13 protein-coding genes are annotated in these 17,715 nt (G+C 66.0%); 10 read left to right on the forward strand and 3 right to left on the reverse strand.

Annotation, left to right across the window (positions count from 1 at the left end):
• Positions 1-53: 53 nt before the first annotated feature.
• Together AC2T4A_RS19555 and AC2T4A_RS19560 are read left to right on the forward strand one after the other, a co-directional pair.
• The gene (locus tag AC2T4A_RS19555; RefSeq protein WP_416751369.1) at positions 54-1,244 is read left to right on the forward strand and encodes a CaiB/BaiF CoA transferase family protein; all 1,191 of its coding nucleotides are present in this window, start codon (positions 54-56) and stop codon (positions 1,242-1,244) included.
• A 32-nt stretch (positions 1,245-1,276) separates the two neighbouring features.
• Entirely contained in the window at positions 1,277-2,092 is an 816-nt protein-coding gene (locus AC2T4A_RS19560) for an HpcH/HpaI aldolase/citrate lyase family protein (protein WP_416751367.1), read from the forward strand.
• An 860-nt stretch (positions 2,093-2,952) separates the two neighbouring features.
• On the opposite strand, the gene AC2T4A_RS19565 is transcribed toward AC2T4A_RS19560, so the two are convergent.
• Positions 2,953-3,612 carry a MarC family NAAT transporter gene (locus AC2T4A_RS19565; protein WP_416751365.1) on the reverse strand — a complete coding sequence of 220 codons (660 nt, stop codon included), beginning with the start codon at positions 3,610-3,612 and terminating at the stop codon, positions 2,953-2,955.
• Between the two features lie 170 nt (positions 3,613-3,782).
• On the opposite strand from AC2T4A_RS19565, the gene AC2T4A_RS19570 reads away from it, so the two are divergent.
• The 8 genes from AC2T4A_RS19570 (at position 3,783) to AC2T4A_RS19605 (ending at position 15,450) form a co-directional block, all read left to right on the forward strand.
• Positions 3,783-5,510 carry a SulP family inorganic anion transporter gene (locus tag AC2T4A_RS19570; protein ID WP_486741564.1) on the forward strand — a complete coding sequence of 576 codons (1,728 nt, stop codon included), beginning with the start codon at positions 3,783-3,785 and terminating at the stop codon, positions 5,508-5,510.
• Positions 5,511-5,636: 126 nt separating this feature from the next.
• Positions 5,637-6,173, forward strand: a complete 537-nt coding sequence (locus AC2T4A_RS19575) for an MgtC/SapB family protein (protein WP_486741565.1) — start codon at positions 5,637-5,639, stop codon at positions 6,171-6,173.
• Entirely contained in the window at positions 6,163-6,429 is a 267-nt protein-coding gene (locus tag AC2T4A_RS19580; RefSeq protein ID WP_478377579.1) for a hypothetical protein, read from the forward strand. Before AC2T4A_RS19575 ends, AC2T4A_RS19580 begins: the two co-directional genes overlap by 11 nt.
• Positions 6,417-7,277: a non-homologous end joining protein Ku gene (ku, locus tag AC2T4A_RS19585; RefSeq protein ID WP_486741566.1), complete on the forward strand. Its 861-nt coding sequence runs from the start codon at positions 6,417-6,419 to the stop codon at positions 7,275-7,277. Before AC2T4A_RS19580 ends, ku begins: the two co-directional genes overlap by 13 nt.
• Before the next feature lie 120 nt (positions 7,278-7,397).
• The gene (locus AC2T4A_RS19590) at positions 7,398-9,380 is read left to right on the forward strand and encodes an alpha-1,4-glucan--maltose-1-phosphate maltosyltransferase (protein WP_486741567.1); all 1,983 of its coding nucleotides are present in this window, start codon (positions 7,398-7,400) and stop codon (positions 9,378-9,380) included.
• 15 nt (positions 9,381-9,395) lie between these two features.
• The gene (gene treS / locus AC2T4A_RS19595; protein WP_486741568.1) at positions 9,396-12,746 is read left to right on the forward strand and encodes a maltose alpha-D-glucosyltransferase; all 3,351 of its coding nucleotides are present in this window, start codon (positions 9,396-9,398) and stop codon (positions 12,744-12,746) included.
• Entirely contained in the window at positions 12,743-14,917 is a 2,175-nt protein-coding gene (gene glgB / locus AC2T4A_RS19600; protein ID WP_486741569.1) for a 1,4-alpha-glucan branching protein GlgB, read from the forward strand. Before treS ends, glgB begins: the two co-directional genes overlap by 4 nt.
• A gap of 173 nt (positions 14,918-15,090) precedes the next feature.
• Complete coding sequence (locus tag AC2T4A_RS19605; protein WP_416751513.1) at positions 15,091-15,450, forward strand: winged helix-turn-helix transcriptional regulator; 360 nt, start codon at positions 15,091-15,093, stop codon at positions 15,448-15,450.
• 91 nt (positions 15,451-15,541) lie between these two features.
• On the opposite strand, the gene AC2T4A_RS19610 is transcribed toward AC2T4A_RS19605, so the two are convergent.
• Both AC2T4A_RS19610 and clsB read right to left on the reverse strand, forming a co-directional pair.
• The gene (locus AC2T4A_RS19610; protein ID WP_416751348.1) at positions 15,542-16,504 is read right to left on the reverse strand and encodes a lysylphosphatidylglycerol synthase domain-containing protein; all 963 of its coding nucleotides are present in this window, start codon (positions 16,502-16,504) and stop codon (positions 15,542-15,544) included.
• The gene (gene clsB, locus AC2T4A_RS19615) at positions 16,501-17,700 is read right to left on the reverse strand and encodes a cardiolipin synthase ClsB (RefSeq protein ID WP_416751345.1); all 1,200 of its coding nucleotides are present in this window, start codon (positions 17,698-17,700) and stop codon (positions 16,501-16,503) included. The genes AC2T4A_RS19610 and clsB overlap by 4 nt, the downstream gene beginning before the upstream one ends.
• Between the last annotated feature and the right edge of the window lie 15 nt (positions 17,701-17,715).

The following is a 17,715-nucleotide window of genomic DNA, read 5'->3' on the forward strand; positions in this document are numbered from 1 at the left end:
CGAAATTTCTGAAGAATTCGCGTTGGCCAGCCGGCCGGCGTCTGGAGTTGCCCATGAGTTCGCGTCCCCTCGACGGCATCACCGTCATCAGCCTGGAACACGCCATCGCCGCGCCGTTCTGCACCCGCCAGCTGGCCGATCTCGGCGCCCGTGTGATCAAGATCGAGCGCCCCGGCGTCGGCGATTTCGCCCGTGGCTATGACGAACGCGTGCGTGGTCTTTCCTCGCACTTCGTCTGGACCAACCGCTCCAAGGAAAGCCTGTCGCTGGACCTCAAGCAGGAGCCGGCGCAGGCCGTACTGGAACAACTGCTGGAAACCGCCGACGTGCTGGTGCAGAACCTCGCGCCCGGCGCCGCCGCGCGCCTGGGCCTGTCGTTCGAAGCGCTGCACGAGCGCTTTCCGCGGCTGATCGTCTGCGACATTTCCGGCTACGGCGAAGGCGGCCCTTATGAACAGAAGAAGGCCTACGACCTGCTGATCCAGAGCGAAAGCGGCTTCCTCTCGGTGACCGGCGGCCCCGGCGCCGACGAGATGGCCAAGGCCGGTTGTTCCATCGCCGACATCTCCGCCGGCATGTATGCCTACAGCGGCATCCTTTCGGCGTTGCTGTTGCGCGGCAGAACCGGGGAGGGCAGCCGTGTCGAGGTGTCGATGCTCGAAGGCATGGCCGAGTGGATGGGCTTTCCCATGTACTACGCCTTCGAAGGCCAGTCGCAGCCGCCGCGCGCCGGTGCTGCCCACGCCACCATCTATCCTTACGGGCCGTTCCCCACCGGCGATGGCGGCAGCGTCATGCTCGGCGTGCAGAATGAGCGCGAGTGGAAGCTGTTCTGCGAAATCGTCCTGCAGCGTCCGGAACTGGCGGTCGATGCGCGTTTCACCGCCACCAGCCTGCGGGTAAGCAACCGCGACGCGCTGCGTGGGCTGATCGTCGGGGCCTTCGCCACACTGCAGGCCGAACAGGTGGTCGCACGCCTGGAGCAAGCGCAGATCGCCAACGCCCACGTCAACGACATGCGTGGCCTGTGGCAGCACCCGCAGCTGGCCGCCCGTGACCGCTGGCGCGAAATCGACAGCCCGGCAGGCCGCCTGCCGGCGCTTTTGCCACCGGTGAACAGCAACGCCTACGCACCGCGCATGGATGCCGTGCCGGCCCTGGGTGAGCAGACTGATGACCTGCTGCAGGAACTGGGGTATACCGCCGGAGATATCCAGCGCCTGCACGAGCAGGGCGCGGTATGACCCAGGAGAGCCCAGTGAGCCAGAAAAGCCCCATGGATTCGATCGTACGAGCCGCGTTGTTCGTGCCCGGCAGCCGCCCGGAGCGCTTTGCCAAGGCCCTGGCCAGCGGCGCCGATGCCGTGATCGTCGACTTCGAGGACGCCGTCGAGCCATCGCTCAAGGCACAGGCCCGCGAGAATCTCGAAGCCTTTCTCGCCGCCAACCCGGAGGCACGTGTGCGGGTGCGGGTGAACGCCGCCGGCGACCCGGAGCAAGCGGCCGATCTCGAGCTGTGCAGGCGCCTGCCCGGCGTCATCGGCCTTCTGCTGCCCAAGGCCGAACGGGCGATGCAGGTGCGCATCGCCGCGTCCTGTGGCAAACCGGTGTGGCCGTTGATCGAAAGCGCCCGCGGGCTGCTCGCGCTGGGCGAAATCGCCGCTTGCGAAGGCGTGGAACGCCTGACCTTCGGCGGCCTCGACCTGGCGCTGGACATCGGCATGAGCAGTGGCACCCCGGCTGCTGCGGTGGTCTACGACCAGGTGCGCCTGAGCCTGCTGCTGCATTCGCGGGTGAATGACCTGCAGCCGCCGCTGGATACCGTGTTCCCGGCGTTCGATGACGCTGAAGGCTTTGCCGCAACCATCCGCCATGGCCGCGACCTCGGGTTGCTCGGCGCGCTGTGTATTCATCCCAGGCAGGTGGGCGTGGTGCATGCGGCGTTGGCTCCCAGTGCCGACGAGTTGGATTGGGCACGGCGAGTGGTGGCTGCCTCGGAAAGCGGTGCGGCGGCCTTCCAGGTCGACGGGCAGATGGTTGACGCCCCGGTACTGGCCCGCGCCCAGCGATTGCTGGCCAGCGCCGGTAACTGACTGCTTTTTCGTATTCTGTAGGAGCGAGCTTGCTCGCGAACTTCGCTTCACGCCGGGGCATCCGGTGCCCTGCGTTCGCGAGCGAGCTCGCTCCTACACGGTTGCCCCCGCTCGGAGCTCAGTTGCTACTAATCGGCCCGCGCCAGAAGTCGACTGTTTATCTGTAGGAGCGAGCTTGCTCGCGAACCCGGCTTCATGCCGGGACATCCGGTGCCATGCGTTCGCGAGCGAGCTCGCTCCTACATGGTTGCCACCCGCTCGGAGCTCAGCTGTTACTAGTCGGCCAGCGCCAGATGTCGGCTGCTTATCTGTAGGAGCGAGCTTGCTCGCGAACCCGGCTTCACGCCGGGGCATCCGGTGCCCTGCGTTCGCGAGCGAGCTCGCTCCTACACGGTTGCCATCCGCTTGGAGCGCAGTTGTTACTAATCGGCGCGCGCCAGAAGTCGACTGCTTATCTGTAGGAGCGAGCTTGCTCGCGAACCCGGCTTCATGCCGGGGGAACCGGTGCCATGCATTCGCGAGCGAGCTCGCTCCTACACGGTTGCCACCCGCTCGGAGCGCAGTTGTTACTAATCGGCGCGCGCCAGATGTCGGCTGCTTATCTGTAGGAGCGAGCTTGCTCGCGAACCCGGCTTCATGCCGGGACATCCGGTGCCATGCGTTCGCGAGCGAGCTCGCTCCTACACGGTTGCCACCCGCTCGGAGCTCAGTTGCTACTAATCGGCCCGCGCCAGGAGTCGACTTCTTATCTGTAGGAGCGAGCTTGCTCGCGAACACGGCTTCACGTCGGGACATCCGGTGTCATGCGTTCGCGAGCGAGCTCGCTCCTACACGGTTGCCACCCGCTCGGAGCTCAGCTGTTACCGCGCATTGGCAGTGATGAGCCCCTGCACGACCTCCACCAGGCCGTTGATGGCGAACTGCACGCCCATGCAGACCAGCAGGAAGCCCATCAGCCGCGAAATGGCATCGATGCCGGATTTGCCCGTGGCTTTCATGATCAGGTCCGAGGCGCGCAGGCAGCCCCAGAGGATCAGTGCGGTGCACAGGAAGATCAGCGGCGGCGCCACCAGCACCACCCAATGCGGGAAGCTGGTGCTGTTCTTGATGCTGGCCGACGAGCTGATGATCATTGCGATGGTGCCAGGCCCGGCAGTGCTGGGCATGGCCAGCGGGATGAAGGCGAAGCTGGTCCGCTCGGGCACGCCGTCAGCGGGATCGGGGGAGGGCACGGGGTTGGGGAACAGCATGCGCGCGCCAATGATGCAGAGGATGCCGCCTCCAGCGATACGCAGGCCCGGGATGGAGATGCTGAACACCCCCATGATGAATTCGCCGATGTAGTAGGTGAGCGTCATGATGATGAACACGTAGCAGGCGGTCAGCAGGGCCTGCTGGTTCTTCTCTTCGCGGCTGAACCCCTGCGACAGGGCAAGGAAGAGGGCCACCGTCGTCGGTGGATTGATCAGGGGCAGCAAGGCGAGTAGCCCAAGTAGGATAGCGTCGAACAAACTGCTCATGGCCGGGCGTCTCTGTGCTCGTGTCTGGCAGGAATGAAGTTTAGGTGCGAATCGGCGAGCTGCCGGCAGACCTCGGTTAAAGGCCGTTCGAGTGCTGAACTACGCTGTCTGACGATAAGGTTGCCGCTTCGCTCGAACCTTGCGCTGTCTTCGCCTGGAGCCTTTCCCCGATGTCCGACACCTCGCCGCGCCCTCGTTCCGGCTTCGACTGGCAGCGCTGGCTGCCCGGCCTCGTGACCCTGCGCAATTACCAGGCGAGCTGGCTGCCGAAGGACCTGGCCGCCGGCCTGGTGCTGACCACCATGCTGGTGCCGGTGGGTATTGCCTACGCCGAGGCTTCCGGTGTGCCGGGCATCTACGGTCTGTACGCGACCATCATCCCGCTGCTGGCCTACGCGCTGTTCGGGCCCAGCCGCATCCTGGTGCTCGGTCCCGACTCGGCGCTGGCGGCACCTATCCTTGCGGTGGTGGTGCAGTACGCGGCGAGCGACCCGCAGCGGGCTATCGCCATCGCCAGCCTGATGGCCCTGGTGTCCGGCGCGGTGTGCATGGTGGCCGGCTTGCTGCGCCTGGGCTTCATCACCGAGCTGCTGTCCAAGCCGATCCGCTACGGCTACATGAACGGTATTGCGCTCACGGTGTTGATCAGCCAGTTGCCCAAGCTGTTCGGCCTGAAGGTCGACAGCCAGGGGCCGCTGCGCGATCTCTGGTCGCTGGGCCAGGCACTGCTGGAGGGCCGCGCCAACTGGATGAGCTTCGCCGTGGGCGCCGGTAGCCTGGCGCTGATCCTGCTGCTCAAGCCATACAAGCGCCTACCGGGCATCCTCATCGCGGTGATCCTGGCGACGCTGGCGGTGAGCCTGCTCGATCTTGGCAGCCATGGTGTCCAGGTGCTGGGCCAGTTGCCGCAAGGGTTGCCCTCGCTCGCCTTCCCCTGGGTAAGCGATATCGACCTGGTGGAAGTGGTGCTCGGCGGAGTCGCCGTGGCGCTGGTGTCCTTCGCCGACACCAGCGTGCTGTCGCGGACCTACGCAGCGCGATTGAAGACGCCGGTGAACCCTGATCAGGAAATGTTCGGCCTGGGCGTGGCGAATGTCGCCTCCGGGCTGTTCCAGGGCATTCCCATCAGCAGCAGCTCCTCGCGCACGCCAGTGGCCGAGGCGGCCGGGGCGAAAACCCAACTGACCGGCATTATCGGCGCGTTGGCGGTGACCCTGCTGTTACTGGTGGCGCCCAACCTCATGCAGCACCTGCCCAACAGCGCGCTGGCGGCGGTGGTGATTGCCGCCGCGCTGGGGTTGTTCGAGTTCACTGACCTGAAGCGCATCTATCGCATGCAGCCCTGGGAATTCTGGCTGTCCATCAGTTGCTTCGCCGGGGTGGCGGTGTTCGGTGCCATTCCGGGCATCTGCATCGCCGTGGTGATCTCGGTGATCGAGTTCCTCTGGGACGGCTGGCGGCCGCACCATGCGGTGCTCGGGCGGGTCGACGGAGTGCGTGGTTATCACGACGTAACGCGTTACCCGAATGCCCGGCGCATACCCGGCCTGGTGCTGCTGCGCTGGGATGCGCCGCTGTTCTTCGCCAATGCCGAGCAGTTCCAGAACCAGGTGCTGGCCGCGCTGGACGAGTCGCCCACGCCTGTGCAGCGGCTGGTGATCGCCGCGAGCCCGGTGACCAGCATCGATGTCACCTCCGCCGACATGCTCGCCGAGTTGGACAAGGTGCTGGAGCAGCGCGGCGTCGAGTTGCAGTTCGCCGAGATGAAAGACCCGGTGAAGGACAAGATGAAGCAGTTCGAACTGTTCGAGGGGTTGGGCGAGTCGGCCTTCCATCCGACCGTCGGCGCCGCCGTGGATGCCTATCTCGCGGATTCTGGCGTCGACTGGAGACCATAGCCCGACACTGCTCCCGCGCGCCGGGCGCATTGCCGTAGCAGGCGAAAGCGCGCCGCGAAGAAAATTCTGCAAACCAAATCGGCTCCGGGCGGGTCTGCACTCTTATGAGGGTTTGTGGAGCCCGCCATGGATATGTTGGAACGCGTCTGGGCCACGCTGGTCGCCGAGTTCTCCGACCTCAGCGAAGTCGAGCAGATCACCCGCGCCTCGCTGCGCCTTTCCCTGGCTGTGCTGCTGGGCGGGGTGCTGGGCTATGAGCGAGAAAGCAAGGGCAAGGCCGCCGGGCTGCGCACGCACATGCTGGTAACGCTTGGCGCAGCGCTTTTCGTCATGGCGATTCACGAGGGCGGCGCCCAGGCCGATGCGGTGAGCCGGGTGATCCAGGGGATCGCCGCGGGTATCGGTTTCCTCTGCGCCGGCACCATCCTCAAGGGCAACCGGGCGTCCGACGTGAAGGGCCTGACCACGGCGGCCGGCCTCTGGCTGAGCACCGCTATCGGCATCAGCGTCGGCCTCGGGCACTCGGCGACGGCGGTGCTGGGCACCTTGTTGGCGCTGCTGGTGCTGCACTGCTTGCCCCACGGCGTGGAGCACAAGGCTGGGCCGGGCGGCCTGTCTGCAAACCACCCCGAACAGCAGCGGGAGGACCGCGATGTTCCGTGAGTTTCTCCAGGCCTGCGCCTGGACCGACGCCATGTTCGAGAACGGCCGTTACACCGGCCTGATCGAGTACCAGGTCACCCGCGAAGGCGCGGCGGTGGTGGTGCTCTGGGTCTACGCGCCCGGCAGCCGCAACATCGCCGAAGCTGAAGCGGCGGCGCAGCGGATGCTCGACCGAGTACGCGACATCGATGGCGAAGGCCGCGTGTACTTCGACGACGGCGTGATCCTGCAGGAGAAATACCCATGGCCCGTGTGATCTGGAAAGGTGCCATCAGCTTCGGCCTGGTGCACATCCCGGTGGCGCTCAACAGCGCCTCGCGCTCCAGCGGCACCGATTTTGACTGGCTCGACGAGCGCAGCCTGGAACCGGTGGGCTACAAGCGGGTGAACAAGATCACCGGCAAGGAAGTGCCCCGGGAACACATCGTCAAGGGCGTGGAGCTGGAGAAGGGCCGCTATGTGGTGATCAGCGAGGAGGAAATCCGCGCCGCCCGGCCCGAGGCGACCCAGACCATCGACATCCTCAGCTTCATCGAGATCGATGAGATTCCCGTGCCGTTCTACGACTCGCCCTATTACCTGACGCCGGAAAAGCGCGGCGAGAAGGTTTACGTGCTGCTGCGCGATACCTTGAAGAAGACTGGCAAGGCTGCCGTCTGCCAGTTGGTGATGCACAGCCGCCAGCACCTGGCGATGCTGCGCGAGGAGGGCGACGCCATCCTGCTGATGACCCTGCGCTGGCCGGCGGACGTGCGTGAGGTGGACGAACTGGGCCTCGCACTGGGCAAGGTCAAGCTGGACAAGCGCGAAAGCGAAATGGCCGAGCGCCTGGTCAAGGACATGACCGGCCACTGGAAGCCAGCAGAATACGAAGACAGCTTCAGCGAGGAGATCCACCTTCTGGTCGAGCAGAAGGCCGCCAAGGGGCAATTGGAGAACGTCCCGCAAGCAGAAGCGAAAAGCAGTGAAGGCGCCGACATCATCGACCTCACCGAGTTGCTCAAGCGCAGCCTCAAGGGCGATGGCAAGAAGCGCACTGCCGCCAACGCAGCGGCGAAAAAGAGCACCGCCAGCAAGCCCGCGGCCAAACGGAAAACCTCTTGAGCGAACCGCTCGCGCAATTAGCCTGAACTTGCCCACCTCTCGTCGTTCCCAACCCCTGTAGCGAGGCAATCCACCCACGAGCGCGCCAGGGGCGCGCACCGCCGCGAGGAGGGCGCCGCGATGGAACTGGAGAATCCGGCAAGCAGAGCCGAGGCTGCCGCCAACGAGGCGCGCATTGTCATCGAAGACGTGGAGCCGCGCCTGGAAAGCGGGCGCTTTGCCGCCAAGGCAATCACCCACCGTGCATCACGCATCCATGCGCGCATCTTCAGTGATGGCCACGACAAGTTGGCTGCCGAAGTCGCCTGGCGCGAGAGCAAGGGCCAGCCCTGGCAGAAGACGCCCATGCAGCCGTTGGGCAACGACCACTGGGAGGCACACATCACCCCGACCCGGATCGGCCGCAGCGAATTCATTGTGCTGGCCTGGATCGACAGCTACGCGAGCTTTCGCTACGAGCTGGAAAAGAAATACGCCGCCGGGCAGATGGTGGACCTGGAGTTCCGCGAGGGCATCGAGCTGCTGCACAACGTGCTGCAGAGCGCGCCGGAAGATTGCGAGGCGGAGCTCGCACAGATCGTTCGCCAACTGCAGGACAACCAGGGCCGCGAGGAACGCTTCGGCCTGTTCATGGCGCGGCGAACCCTGGAGGTGATGCAACGCGCCGAGCACCGCCCCTACCTGACCCGCAGCCTGACCTTCGAGCTGGATGTGGAGCGCCCGCTGGCCGAGTTCGCCAGCTGGTACGAGCTGTTCCCGCGCTCGGAAAGCACAGTCCCCGGGCAACACGGCACCTTCGCCGATGTCCACCGGCGCCTGCCGGACATCGCCGCGATGGGCTTCGACGTGCTCTATTTCACACCGATCCATCCCATCGGTCACACCCATCGAAAGGGTCGCAACAACAGCCTGCAGGCCGGCCCGGAGGACCCCGGCAGCCCCTACGCCATCGGCAGCGAGGAAGGCGGTCATGAGGCGGTGCATCCGCAGCTGGGCACACTGGAGGATTTCCGCGAGTTGGTGAACGCCGCCCGCGGGCACGGCCTGGAAATCGCCCTGGATTTCGCCATCCAGTGTTCGCCCGACCACCCCTGGCTGCGCGAACATCCCGGCTGGTTCAGCTGGCGCGCCGACGGCAGTATCCGCCACGCGGAGAACCCGCCGAAGAAGTACGAGGACATCGTCAACGTCGACTTCTATGCGCCAGACGCGGTGCCCGATCTCTGGCTTGCTCTGCTCGACGTGGTGCGGGGCTGGGCGGAGCAGGGCGTCAACCTGTTCCGCGTCGATAACCCGCACACCAAGCCGCTGCCGTTCTGGGAATGGCTGATCGCCGAAGTGCGCCGCGAACATCCGCAAGTGATCTTCCTCGCCGAGGCCTTTACCCGCCCGGCGATGATGGCGCGCCTGGGCAAGGTCGGTTTCAGCCAGAGCTACAGCTACTTCACCTGGCGCAATACCAAGGCGGAGCTGGAGCAATACCTCAGCGAACTCAATGAGCCGCCGCTGCGTGACTGCTACCGGCCGAATTTCTTCGTCAATACGCCGGACATCAACCCGTATTTCCTGCAGCGCTCCGGGCGCGCCGGCTTCCTCATCCGCGCCGCGCTGGCGACCATGGGCTCCGGTCTGTGGGGCATGTACTCGGGCTTCGAGCTGTGCGAGGCAGACCCCGTGCCCGGCAAGGAAGAGTACTTCGACTCGGAAAAGTACCAGCTGCGTCAGCGCGACTACCACGGCCACGGCAACATCGTCGGCGAGATCACCCGGCTCAATCGCATCCGCCGTGAGAACCCGGCGCTGCACAGCCACCTCGGCTTCCAGGCCTATCACGCTTTCAACGACAACATCCTGCTGTTCGGCAAGCGCACCGCCGACCTCTCCAACTTCATCCTGGTGGCGGTCAGCCTTGACCCGGAGAACGCCCAGGAAGCGGATTTCGAGCTGCCGCTGTGGGAGTTCGGCCTGCCCGATGAGGCTGCCATGGGCGGCGAAGACCTGATGAACGGCCACCGCTGGACCTGGCAAGGCAAGCGCCAATGGATGCGCATCGAGCCCTGGCACCTGCCGTTCGGCATCTGGCGCCTGCACCCCGAGACCTGAAGAGGATTTGCGACCATGGCCAAGCGCAAGACCCGCCCCTTCCTCGACGACCCGCTCTGGTACAAGGACGCGGTCATCTACCAGTTGCACGTGAAGTCTTTCTTCGACGCCAACAACGACGGTATCGGCGACTTCCGCGGTTTGATCGAGAAGCTCGACTACATTGCCGAGCTGGGCGTGAACACCCTCTGGCTGCTGCCGTTCTACCCTTCGCCACGGCGCGATGACGGCTACGACATCGCCATGTACAAGGGCGTGCACCCGGACTACGGCACCCTGGCCGATGCGCGGCGCTTCATCGATGCGGCGCACGAGCGCGGCCTGCGGGTAATCACCGAACTGGTGATCAACCACACGTCCGATCAGCACCCCTGGTTCCAGCGCGCGCGGCGGGCGAAGAAGGGCTCCCAGGCGCGCAACTGGTACGTGTGGTCCGACGACGACAGCAAGTACGACCAGACGCGGATCATCTTCATCGACAGCGAACAGTCCAACTGGACCTGGGATCCGGTGGCCGAGCAGTACTTCTGGCATCGTTTCTATTCGCACCAGCCTGACCTCAACTTCGACAACCCGCAGGTGCTGCGCGCGGTGCTCGGGGTCATGCGCTACTGGCTGGACATGGGCGTGGACGGCCTGCGCCTGGACGCCATTCCGTATCTGATCGAGCGCGACGGCACCAACAACGAAAACCTCCCCGAAACCCATGTGGTGCTCAAGCGCATCCGCGCCGAGCTGGACGCCCACTACCCGGACCGCATGCTGCTGGCCGAGGCCAACCAGTGGCCAGAAGACACGCGGCCCTATTTTGGAGGGATGGGCGGCGGAACGGACGGCGGCCCCGGCGACGAATGCCACATGGCTTTCCACTTCCCGTTGATGCCACGCATGTACATGGCCATCGCCCAGGAAGATCGCTTTCCGATCACCGATATCCTGCGCCAGACCCCGTCGATTCCGGACAACTGCCAGTGGGCGATCTTCCTGCGCAATCACGATGAGCTGACCCTGGAGATGGTCACCGACGATGAGCGCGACTACCTCTGGAACTACTACGCCGCCGACCGCCGCGCGCGCATCAACCTGGGGATTCGCCGCCGACTGGCTCCGCTGGTGGAGCGCGACCGCCGGCGCATCGAGTTGCTCAACAGCCTGCTGCTGTCCATGCCCGGCACGCCGACCCTGTACTACGGCGATGAGATTGGCATGGGCGACAACATCTACCTGGGCGACCGCGACGGTGTCCGTACTCCCATGCAATGGTCGGTGGACCGCAACGGAGGGTTCTCCCGTGCCGACCCGGCGAGCCTGGTGCTGCCGCCGATCCTCGATTCGCTCTACGGTTACCAGACCGTCAACGTTGAGGCCCAGGCGCGCGACCAGCATTCACTGCTGAACTGGATGCGGCGCCTGCTGGGCGTGCGCAAACAGCAGAAGGCCTTCGGCCGTGGCAGCATCAGCATGCTGTCGCCACCGAACCGGCGCATCCTCGCCTACCTGCGGCAATACCGGACGGAGAATGGCGAGGGCACGAGCGAAGACACCATCCTTTGCGTTGCCAACCTGTCCAGCGCCGCCCAGGCGGTGGAGCTGGACCTGTCGGCCTTTGACGGTCGCGTGCCGGTGGAAATGCTCGGCGGCTCGTCCTTCCCGCCCATCGGCCGGATGACCTACCTGCTGACCCTGCCGCCCTATGGCTTCTACTGGTTCTACCTGGCGGACAGCCAGCAGATGCCCGCGTGGCACGTCCAGCCAGTGGAACGCATGCCCGAGTTGCCGACCCTGGTGCTCGCCCAGCGCCTGAGCGAAATCATGCACGGCGCAGCGCGCGAACTGCTGGAGAGCGATTCGCTGCCGCGCTACCTGCCCAAGCGCCGCTGGTTCGCCAGAGGCCGGCTGGAGGCAGGCAGTGCCCGTCTGCTCTATGCCATGCCACTGGCCGACGCGGACGCCGCGCCGATGCTGGCGGAAGTGGAAGTCAACGGAGCGGAAGGTGCCGAGCATTACCAACTGCCGCTGGCCGCCGTGCCGGAGAAAGGCAGCTCCGGCAACGACCTGCCCCAGCAACTCGCGCTGGCGCGACTGCGCCGCGGCCGCAAGGTCGGCCTGCTCACCGATGCCTTCGCCTTGCCGGCATTCAGCCGCCTCGTACTGCGCCTGCTGCGCGAGACTGCAACGCTGCAAGGCCCCGCCGGCGAACTGCAATTCCTGCCGCAGCCGGGGCTGCCGCAATACGGCGAGATCGACGATGACGCAGAAATCCGAGTGCTCAGTGTCGACCAGTCCAACAGCTCGGCACTGATCGGCAACCGGCTGCTGCTCAAGTTGCTGCGCCGGGTCTTCCCCGGCGTGCACCCGGAGGCGGAAATGGGCGGCTACCTGAGCCGACGCGGCTTCGCCAACATTGCGCCGCTGCTGGGCGAGGTGCGTCGCATCGACGCCCGAGGAGAACCACACACGCTGATGCTGCTGCAGGGCTACCTGAGCAACCAGGGCGACGCCTGGAGCTGGACGCTGAACCAGCTGGAGCGTGCCATGCGCGACGGCCCGCTGCCCGGCCCGGATGCACCCGAACCGGAATTCGACGTGATGGAGGAACTGCGCCTGTTCGCCGGCCGGCTCGGCCAGCGCCTGGGCGAGATGCATCAGCTGTTGTCCGAGGCCGCCGACGAACCCGAGTTCGGCCTGCATCGCAGCGCCGCTGTCGACAGCGCGCTGTGGACCAGCAGCATCAGCACGCAGATCGAACAGGCGCTGGAGGCGTTGCAGGGGGCACGCGGCCACCTGGACGAGCGCGGCGGCGTGATGGTCGACTGGCTGCTGGAGAAACGCGGCGAGCTGCTGCAGGCGGTGGGCAACCTGGCGCGCCTGGCGGAGGGTGGGGTGATGATCCGTGTCCACGGCGACCTGCACCTGGGCCAGGTCCTGGTCGTGCAGGGCGACGCCTTCCTCATCGACTTCGAGGGCGAGCCGAACCGACCGCTGGCCGAGCGCCGCCAGCGCCATAGCCCGCTGAAGGACGTGACCGGCGTCCTGCGCTCCTTCGATTACGCCGCCGCCATGGCCCTGCGCAGCGCCCAGGGCACCGAAGCGCCGGCCGACGTGCAGGCCACCCGCGCGGAACTGGCCCTGCGCTACCGTCGCGAGGCCCGCGAAGCCTTTCTTGCGGCCTACCGCGCGGCGGCCGTCGACCTGCCCCACGAGTGGCACGGCCGCGAAGGCGAGGGCGCCGCGCTGGCGCTGTTCAGCCTGGAGAAAGCGGCCTACGAAGTGCTTTACGAGGCGGGCCACCGGCCCGACTGGCTGGAAGTACCGCTGCAAGGACTATTCGAACTGGCGCGCCACCTGATTGGAGGACGTACATGACACCGCGTAGCGACCTGGACCATCTGCAGCGTGCCGACCACGCCGATCCCTTCGCCTTCCTCGGCCCGCACCGTGATGAAGAGGGCGAGTTGGTGCGCGCGTGGCTCCCCGGCGCGCTGGCGGTGGAGTTGCTGTCGCCGCAGGAAGAGCTCCTTGCCGCCATGGATACGGTGGATGCCGGTGGGTTGTTCATCGCACGCCTGCCGCAAAAAACGGCCTATCGCCTGCGCATCCACTGGCCAGAGCACGAGCAGGTCACCGAAGACCCCTACGCTTTCGGACCGTCGATCAGCGAGCTGGACCTCTATCTTTTCGCCGAGGGCAACCACCGCCAGCTGGGCAGGTGCCTGGGCGCACAAGTGATGGAGATCGACGGCGTGCCCGGCGTGCGTTTCGCCGTCTGGGCGCCCAATGCGCGGCGGGTGTCGGTGGTTGGTGACTTCAATGGGTGGGACGGCCGCCGCCACGTCATGCGCCTGCGGTATCCGGCGGGTGTCTGGGAGCTGTTCATTCCGCGCCTGCAGCCGGGCGAGGTCTACAAATACGAGCTGCTCGGCCAGGATGGGCTGCTGCCGCTCAAGGCAGACCCCATGGCCCTGGCCACCGAAATGCCGCCGGCCACCGGCTCGCGGGTTCCGGACCCGGCGCCCTACGCCTGGCGAGACGAGCAATGGATGCAGCAGCGCGGCGAGCGCCAGGGCGTGGACCGGCCGCTGTCGATCTACGAACTGCACGCGGGTTCCTGGCAGTGGGTGGAGAACCGTACGCCGACCTGGGATGAACTGGCCGACCGGCTGATTCCGTACGTCAACGACCTGGGTTTCACCCACATCGAACTGATGCCGATCATGGAGCACCCCTTCGGCGGTTCCTGGGGCTACCAGCCACTGTCGCTGTTCGCACCCACTGCGCGCTACGGCAGCCCGGCGGACTTCGCCCGCTTCGTCGACCGCTGCCACCAGGCCGGCATCGGTGTGATCCTCGACTGGGTACCCGCGCATTTCCCCACCGATGCCCACGGCCTGGCGCACTTCGACGGCACCGCGCTCTACGAATACGCGCACCCCTTCGAGGGTTTCCACCAGGATTGGGATACCTACATCTACAACCTCGGCCGCAACGAGGTACACGGCTTCATGCTGGCCTCGGCGCTGCACTGGCTGCGCGAGTACCACATCGATGCGCTGCGCGTGGACGCCGTGGCCTCCATGCTTTACCGCGATTACTCGCGCAAGGACGGCGAGTGGATCCCCAACCGCCACGGCGGCCGCGAGAATCTCGAAGCCATCGAATTCCTCAGCCACCTCAACAGCGTCGTCCACACCGAGGCGCCGGGCGCGCTGGTGATTGCCGAGGAATCCACCGCCTGGCCGGGCGTCAGCAAACCCACGGAAGAGGGCGGGCTGGGCTTTGCCTACAAGTGGAACATGGGCTGGATGCACGACAGCCTTTCGTACATCCGCGAAGACCCGATCAACCGCGGCTACCACCACCACAAGCTGACCTTTGGCCTGCTCTATGCCTTCTCCGAACACTTCATCCTGCCCATCTCCCACGACGAGGTGGTGCACGGCAAGGGCTCGCTGCTGGGCAAGATGCCGGGCGATCGCTGGCAGCAGTTCGCCAACCTGCGTTTGTACCTGTCGATGATGTGGACCCACCCGGGCAAGAAACTGCTGTTCATGGGCTGCGAATTCGGGCAGTGGCGTGAATGGGACCACGACGGCCAGTTGGATTGGTACCTGCTGCGCTACGCAGAGCACTTCGGCGCCCAGGCGCTGGTGCGCGAGCTGAACCGCCTGCTGTGCGAGGAGCCTGCGCTGCACGCCTTCGACGACCGCGCCGAGGGTTTCCACTGGCTGATCGGTGACGACCAGCGCAACAGCGTGTATGCCTGGCTGCGTCTGGCCGGCGACGGCGCGCCGCTGCTGGTGGTGCACAACTTCACGCCGGTTCCGCGCCCGCACTACCGCATTGGTGTGCCGCTGGCCGGGCACTGGCAGGTCCTGCTCAACAGCGATGCCGACAGCTTCGGCGGCTCGGGCGCGGGGAGCCGCGGCTCGCTCGACAGCGACCCGCTGGAGTCCCACGGGCAGAGCCAATCCCTGGCGCTGGACCTGCCGCCCCTGGGGTGCTTGATCCTGCGGCCGGCGGGGGATGTTCAGTCTTAGCGTGGCCTGCTGTCGATCGCGGACAGAGTCCGCTCCTACGTTGTTTATGACTCCTCCGTGAAGCTTGCCTTCTCTCTAACCCTTTGGCGCGGGGCGCGCAGCCAGGGCAGGGGAGAGGGGAAAGGCAGGCACGGACTTTCAAATGAAGACAGTTGCTCCTACGGCGCCGGTGAATTTGGTGCGGCGGTTTTCGTAGGAGCGGACTCCGTCCGCGATCAGGCGGCAAAGCCGACGCCTGGCAGCGTAATGCTTACACCGCTGACGGTGCCTGCGCCTCGGTTCGCAAAGCCTCCAGCACTGCCGGCAGCAAACGCTTCAATGAGCTGCGCCGCGACATGCCGGAGATTTCCCAGCGGGTGCTGACCGCCGAGCTTCGCGCACTGGAAGAGGCGGGGCTGATTGTCCGTACCGTCCATCCCGAGGTTCCGCCGCGCGTGGAGTATTGCCTGAGCGTCGATGGCGAACGGCTGCGGCCGGTGGTGGATGCGGTGAAAACCCTGGGGCTCTGGCTCAAGGCCCGGGCGGAACGGTAGGACGAGCGGCACCCCTGGTGCGCAGGTCGGGCCAGCGTCGGGCGGGTGCGCGAGCAAGCTCGCGCCTACAGGGGATGTGCCGCACTCGGGCTCAGGTTGCCCGCGCTGACTCCTGGCGTTCTGCGCGGCGTTTGAGCTTCTTCGCGTGGCGCTCCAGCCACAGGTAGACCAGGCAGGCCAGCAGCAGCGGAATCAGGAAATACAGCACCCGGTAGCCGATCAGCGCCGCGACCAGTTCACCGCGGGAGAAGTGGTCGCGCAGCACCGTAATGAACACCGTTTCGATCACTCCCAGACCCGCCGGCACATGCAGCACGACACCGGCAATGCTGCTGATCATCAGTGTGGCCAGCACGGCCGGGTAGCTGGCTGAAGCCGGCAGCAGCGTGTAGATCAGCAGCGCCATCAGCGACCAGTTGGTGGCGCCGGCGATGCCCTGCAGGGCCGCCAGTCGCCAGGTGGGCAGGTTCAACTGGTAGCGCTTCCAGCCCCAGGTGCGGCGGTGGGCGAAGCGGCAGGCCAGCAGGTAGCCCGCCCCCAGCAACAGCAGGACCGCGCCGATGGCGCGCAGGCCGCTCTGGCCGAGGGACCAGCTGTCCGGCAGGTTGGGGTAGCCGAAGGCGAACAGCACGCCTGCCAGCAGCATGTAGCCATACCAGTTGGTGATCATGCTGAAGGTGAGGATGCGCAGGATATCGCTGGCGCTCATTCCTAGCCGGCCATACAGGCGAAAGCGCAGGGCGATGGCACCGACCCAGGAGCTCAGGTTCAGGTTGAAGGCGTTGCACACGAATGCCACGGTGAATACCCGGCGCACCGGCAGCGGGTGGCCGATGTAGTAGCGGCTGAGTACGTCGAAGCTGCTGAAGACACCGTAGCTGCACACGGCGATCAGCATGCCCAGGGCCAGGGTGCTGAACCTGTATTCACGCAGCAGGCGGAATACCTCGTCCCAGTCGGTGGCGCGCAGCAGCAGGAACAGCAGCACCGGCAGGGCGACCAGCAAGGCAATGTTGAACACGCGGTTGGCGCGTTTCCAGAAGCGCTTGTTCATGGTTGCACCTGCGATTGGCCGGGCTCGTCGGCGATGCTGGCGGCGTGCAGCACCTGCCGATGCGCCGGCAGTTGCCCGGCGATCGCCGGGAAATGGCGCAGGAAGTGGAAGCTCAGAAACACCAGCGGTGCCCGCCACCAGTAGCCGCGCCGGGCGTACTGGCGGGTGACGCGGCGGCAACTGTCGGCGGCCAGGCGCTGCAGATGCTCGTCGAGTTCGCTGGCGAAAGCCTCATCCTCGATCATCAGGTTGCCTTCCAGGTTCAGCGACAGGCTCAGCGGGTCGAGATTGCTGGAGCCCACGGTTGCCCAGCGCCGGTCCACCACCGCGACCTTGCCGTGCAGCGGGCGGTCGCAATACTCGTGGATTTCCACGCCATCGCGCAGCAGGGTGTCGTAGAGCAGCTTGCTGCACAGGCGCACCAGCGGCATGTCGGGCAGGCCCTGGAGGATTAGCCGCACCTTCACGCCACGCTTGGCCGCGTCACGCAGCGCGCGCAGCAGACGGTAGCCGGGGAAGAAGTAGGCATTGGCGATCAGCAGCCGCTCCTGGGCGCGAGCGATGGCGCGCAGGTAGTGCTGCTCGATGTCGGTGCGATGGTAGAGGTTGTCGCGGATGGCCAGGCAGGTGCGGCACGGGCCGGCGTGCTCCGGCGGGCGCACGGCGTCGGCCGCCGGGATCTCGCCATACTGGCTGAGCAGCTCCAGGCAGGCGCGACGGATGTCTTCCACGCCGGGCCCTGCGATCTTCACCGCATAGTCCTGCTTGGCCATGGCGCCGAAGTCGGCCAGGTGATCGGCGCAGAAGTTGATGCCACCGACGAAGGCCACTGCGCCATCCACCACGACATGCTTGCGGTGCAGGCGCCGGAACAGGTTGGTGCGCATCCCCAGCAACAGCGGCTGCGGGTCGAACAGGTGCAGGCGCACGCCGGCCTCCAGCAGGCCGCCGAGGAAGCCCGCGTCCAGGTCCGGAGTGCCGTAGCCATCGGCTATCACTTCAACGCGCACACCGCGCCGGGCAGCGTCGATCAGCACCTGGCGCAGGCCGCGACCGACCTTGTCGTCGCGCAGGATGAAGGTTTCCAGCAGCACCTCGTGCCGGGCGACTTCGATGGCACCGAACACGGCGGGGTAGAAGTCCTCGCCATTGATCAGCAGGTCGACCCGATTGCCCTCGCGCCATACGTCGGTCATGGCGAAACCTCGTCG

The sequence above is a fragment of the Pseudomonas sp. PVC-3-1 genome (genome assembly GCF_057444315.1).

Excerpts from the sequence above, each read along its gene's own strand:
- AC2T4A_RS19610 (WP_416751348.1), bottom strand. The coding sequence starts at position 16,504 with ATGAACAAGCGCTTCTGGAAACGCGCCAACCGCGTGTTCAACATTGCC.
- AC2T4A_RS19560 (WP_416751367.1), top strand. The coding sequence starts at position 1,277 with ATGGATTCGATCGTACGAGCCGCGTTGTTCGTGCCCGGCAGCCGCCCG.
- ku (WP_486741566.1), top strand. The coding sequence starts at position 6,417 with ATGGCCCGTGTGATCTGGAAAGGTGCCATCAGCTTCGGCCTGGTGCAC.
- treS (WP_486741568.1), top strand. The coding sequence starts at position 9,396 with ATGGCCAAGCGCAAGACCCGCCCCTTCCTCGACGACCCGCTCTGGTAC.
- clsB (WP_416751345.1), bottom strand. The coding sequence starts at position 17,700 with ATGACCGACGTATGGCGCGAGGGCAATCGGGTCGACCTGCTGATCAAT.
- AC2T4A_RS19565 (WP_416751365.1), bottom strand. The coding sequence starts at position 3,612 with ATGAGCAGTTTGTTCGACGCTATCCTACTTGGGCTACTCGCCTTGCTG.
- AC2T4A_RS19590 (WP_486741567.1), top strand. The coding sequence starts at position 7,398 with ATGGAACTGGAGAATCCGGCAAGCAGAGCCGAGGCTGCCGCCAACGAG.
- glgB (WP_486741569.1), top strand. The coding sequence starts at position 12,743 with ATGACACCGCGTAGCGACCTGGACCATCTGCAGCGTGCCGACCACGCC.
- AC2T4A_RS19570 (WP_486741564.1), top strand. The coding sequence starts at position 3,783 with ATGTCCGACACCTCGCCGCGCCCTCGTTCCGGCTTCGACTGGCAGCGC.
- AC2T4A_RS19575 (WP_486741565.1), top strand. The coding sequence starts at position 5,637 with ATGGATATGTTGGAACGCGTCTGGGCCACGCTGGTCGCCGAGTTCTCC.
- AC2T4A_RS19555 (WP_416751369.1), top strand. The coding sequence starts at position 54 with ATGAGTTCGCGTCCCCTCGACGGCATCACCGTCATCAGCCTGGAACAC.
- AC2T4A_RS19580 (WP_478377579.1), top strand. The coding sequence starts at position 6,163 with ATGTTCCGTGAGTTTCTCCAGGCCTGCGCCTGGACCGACGCCATGTTC.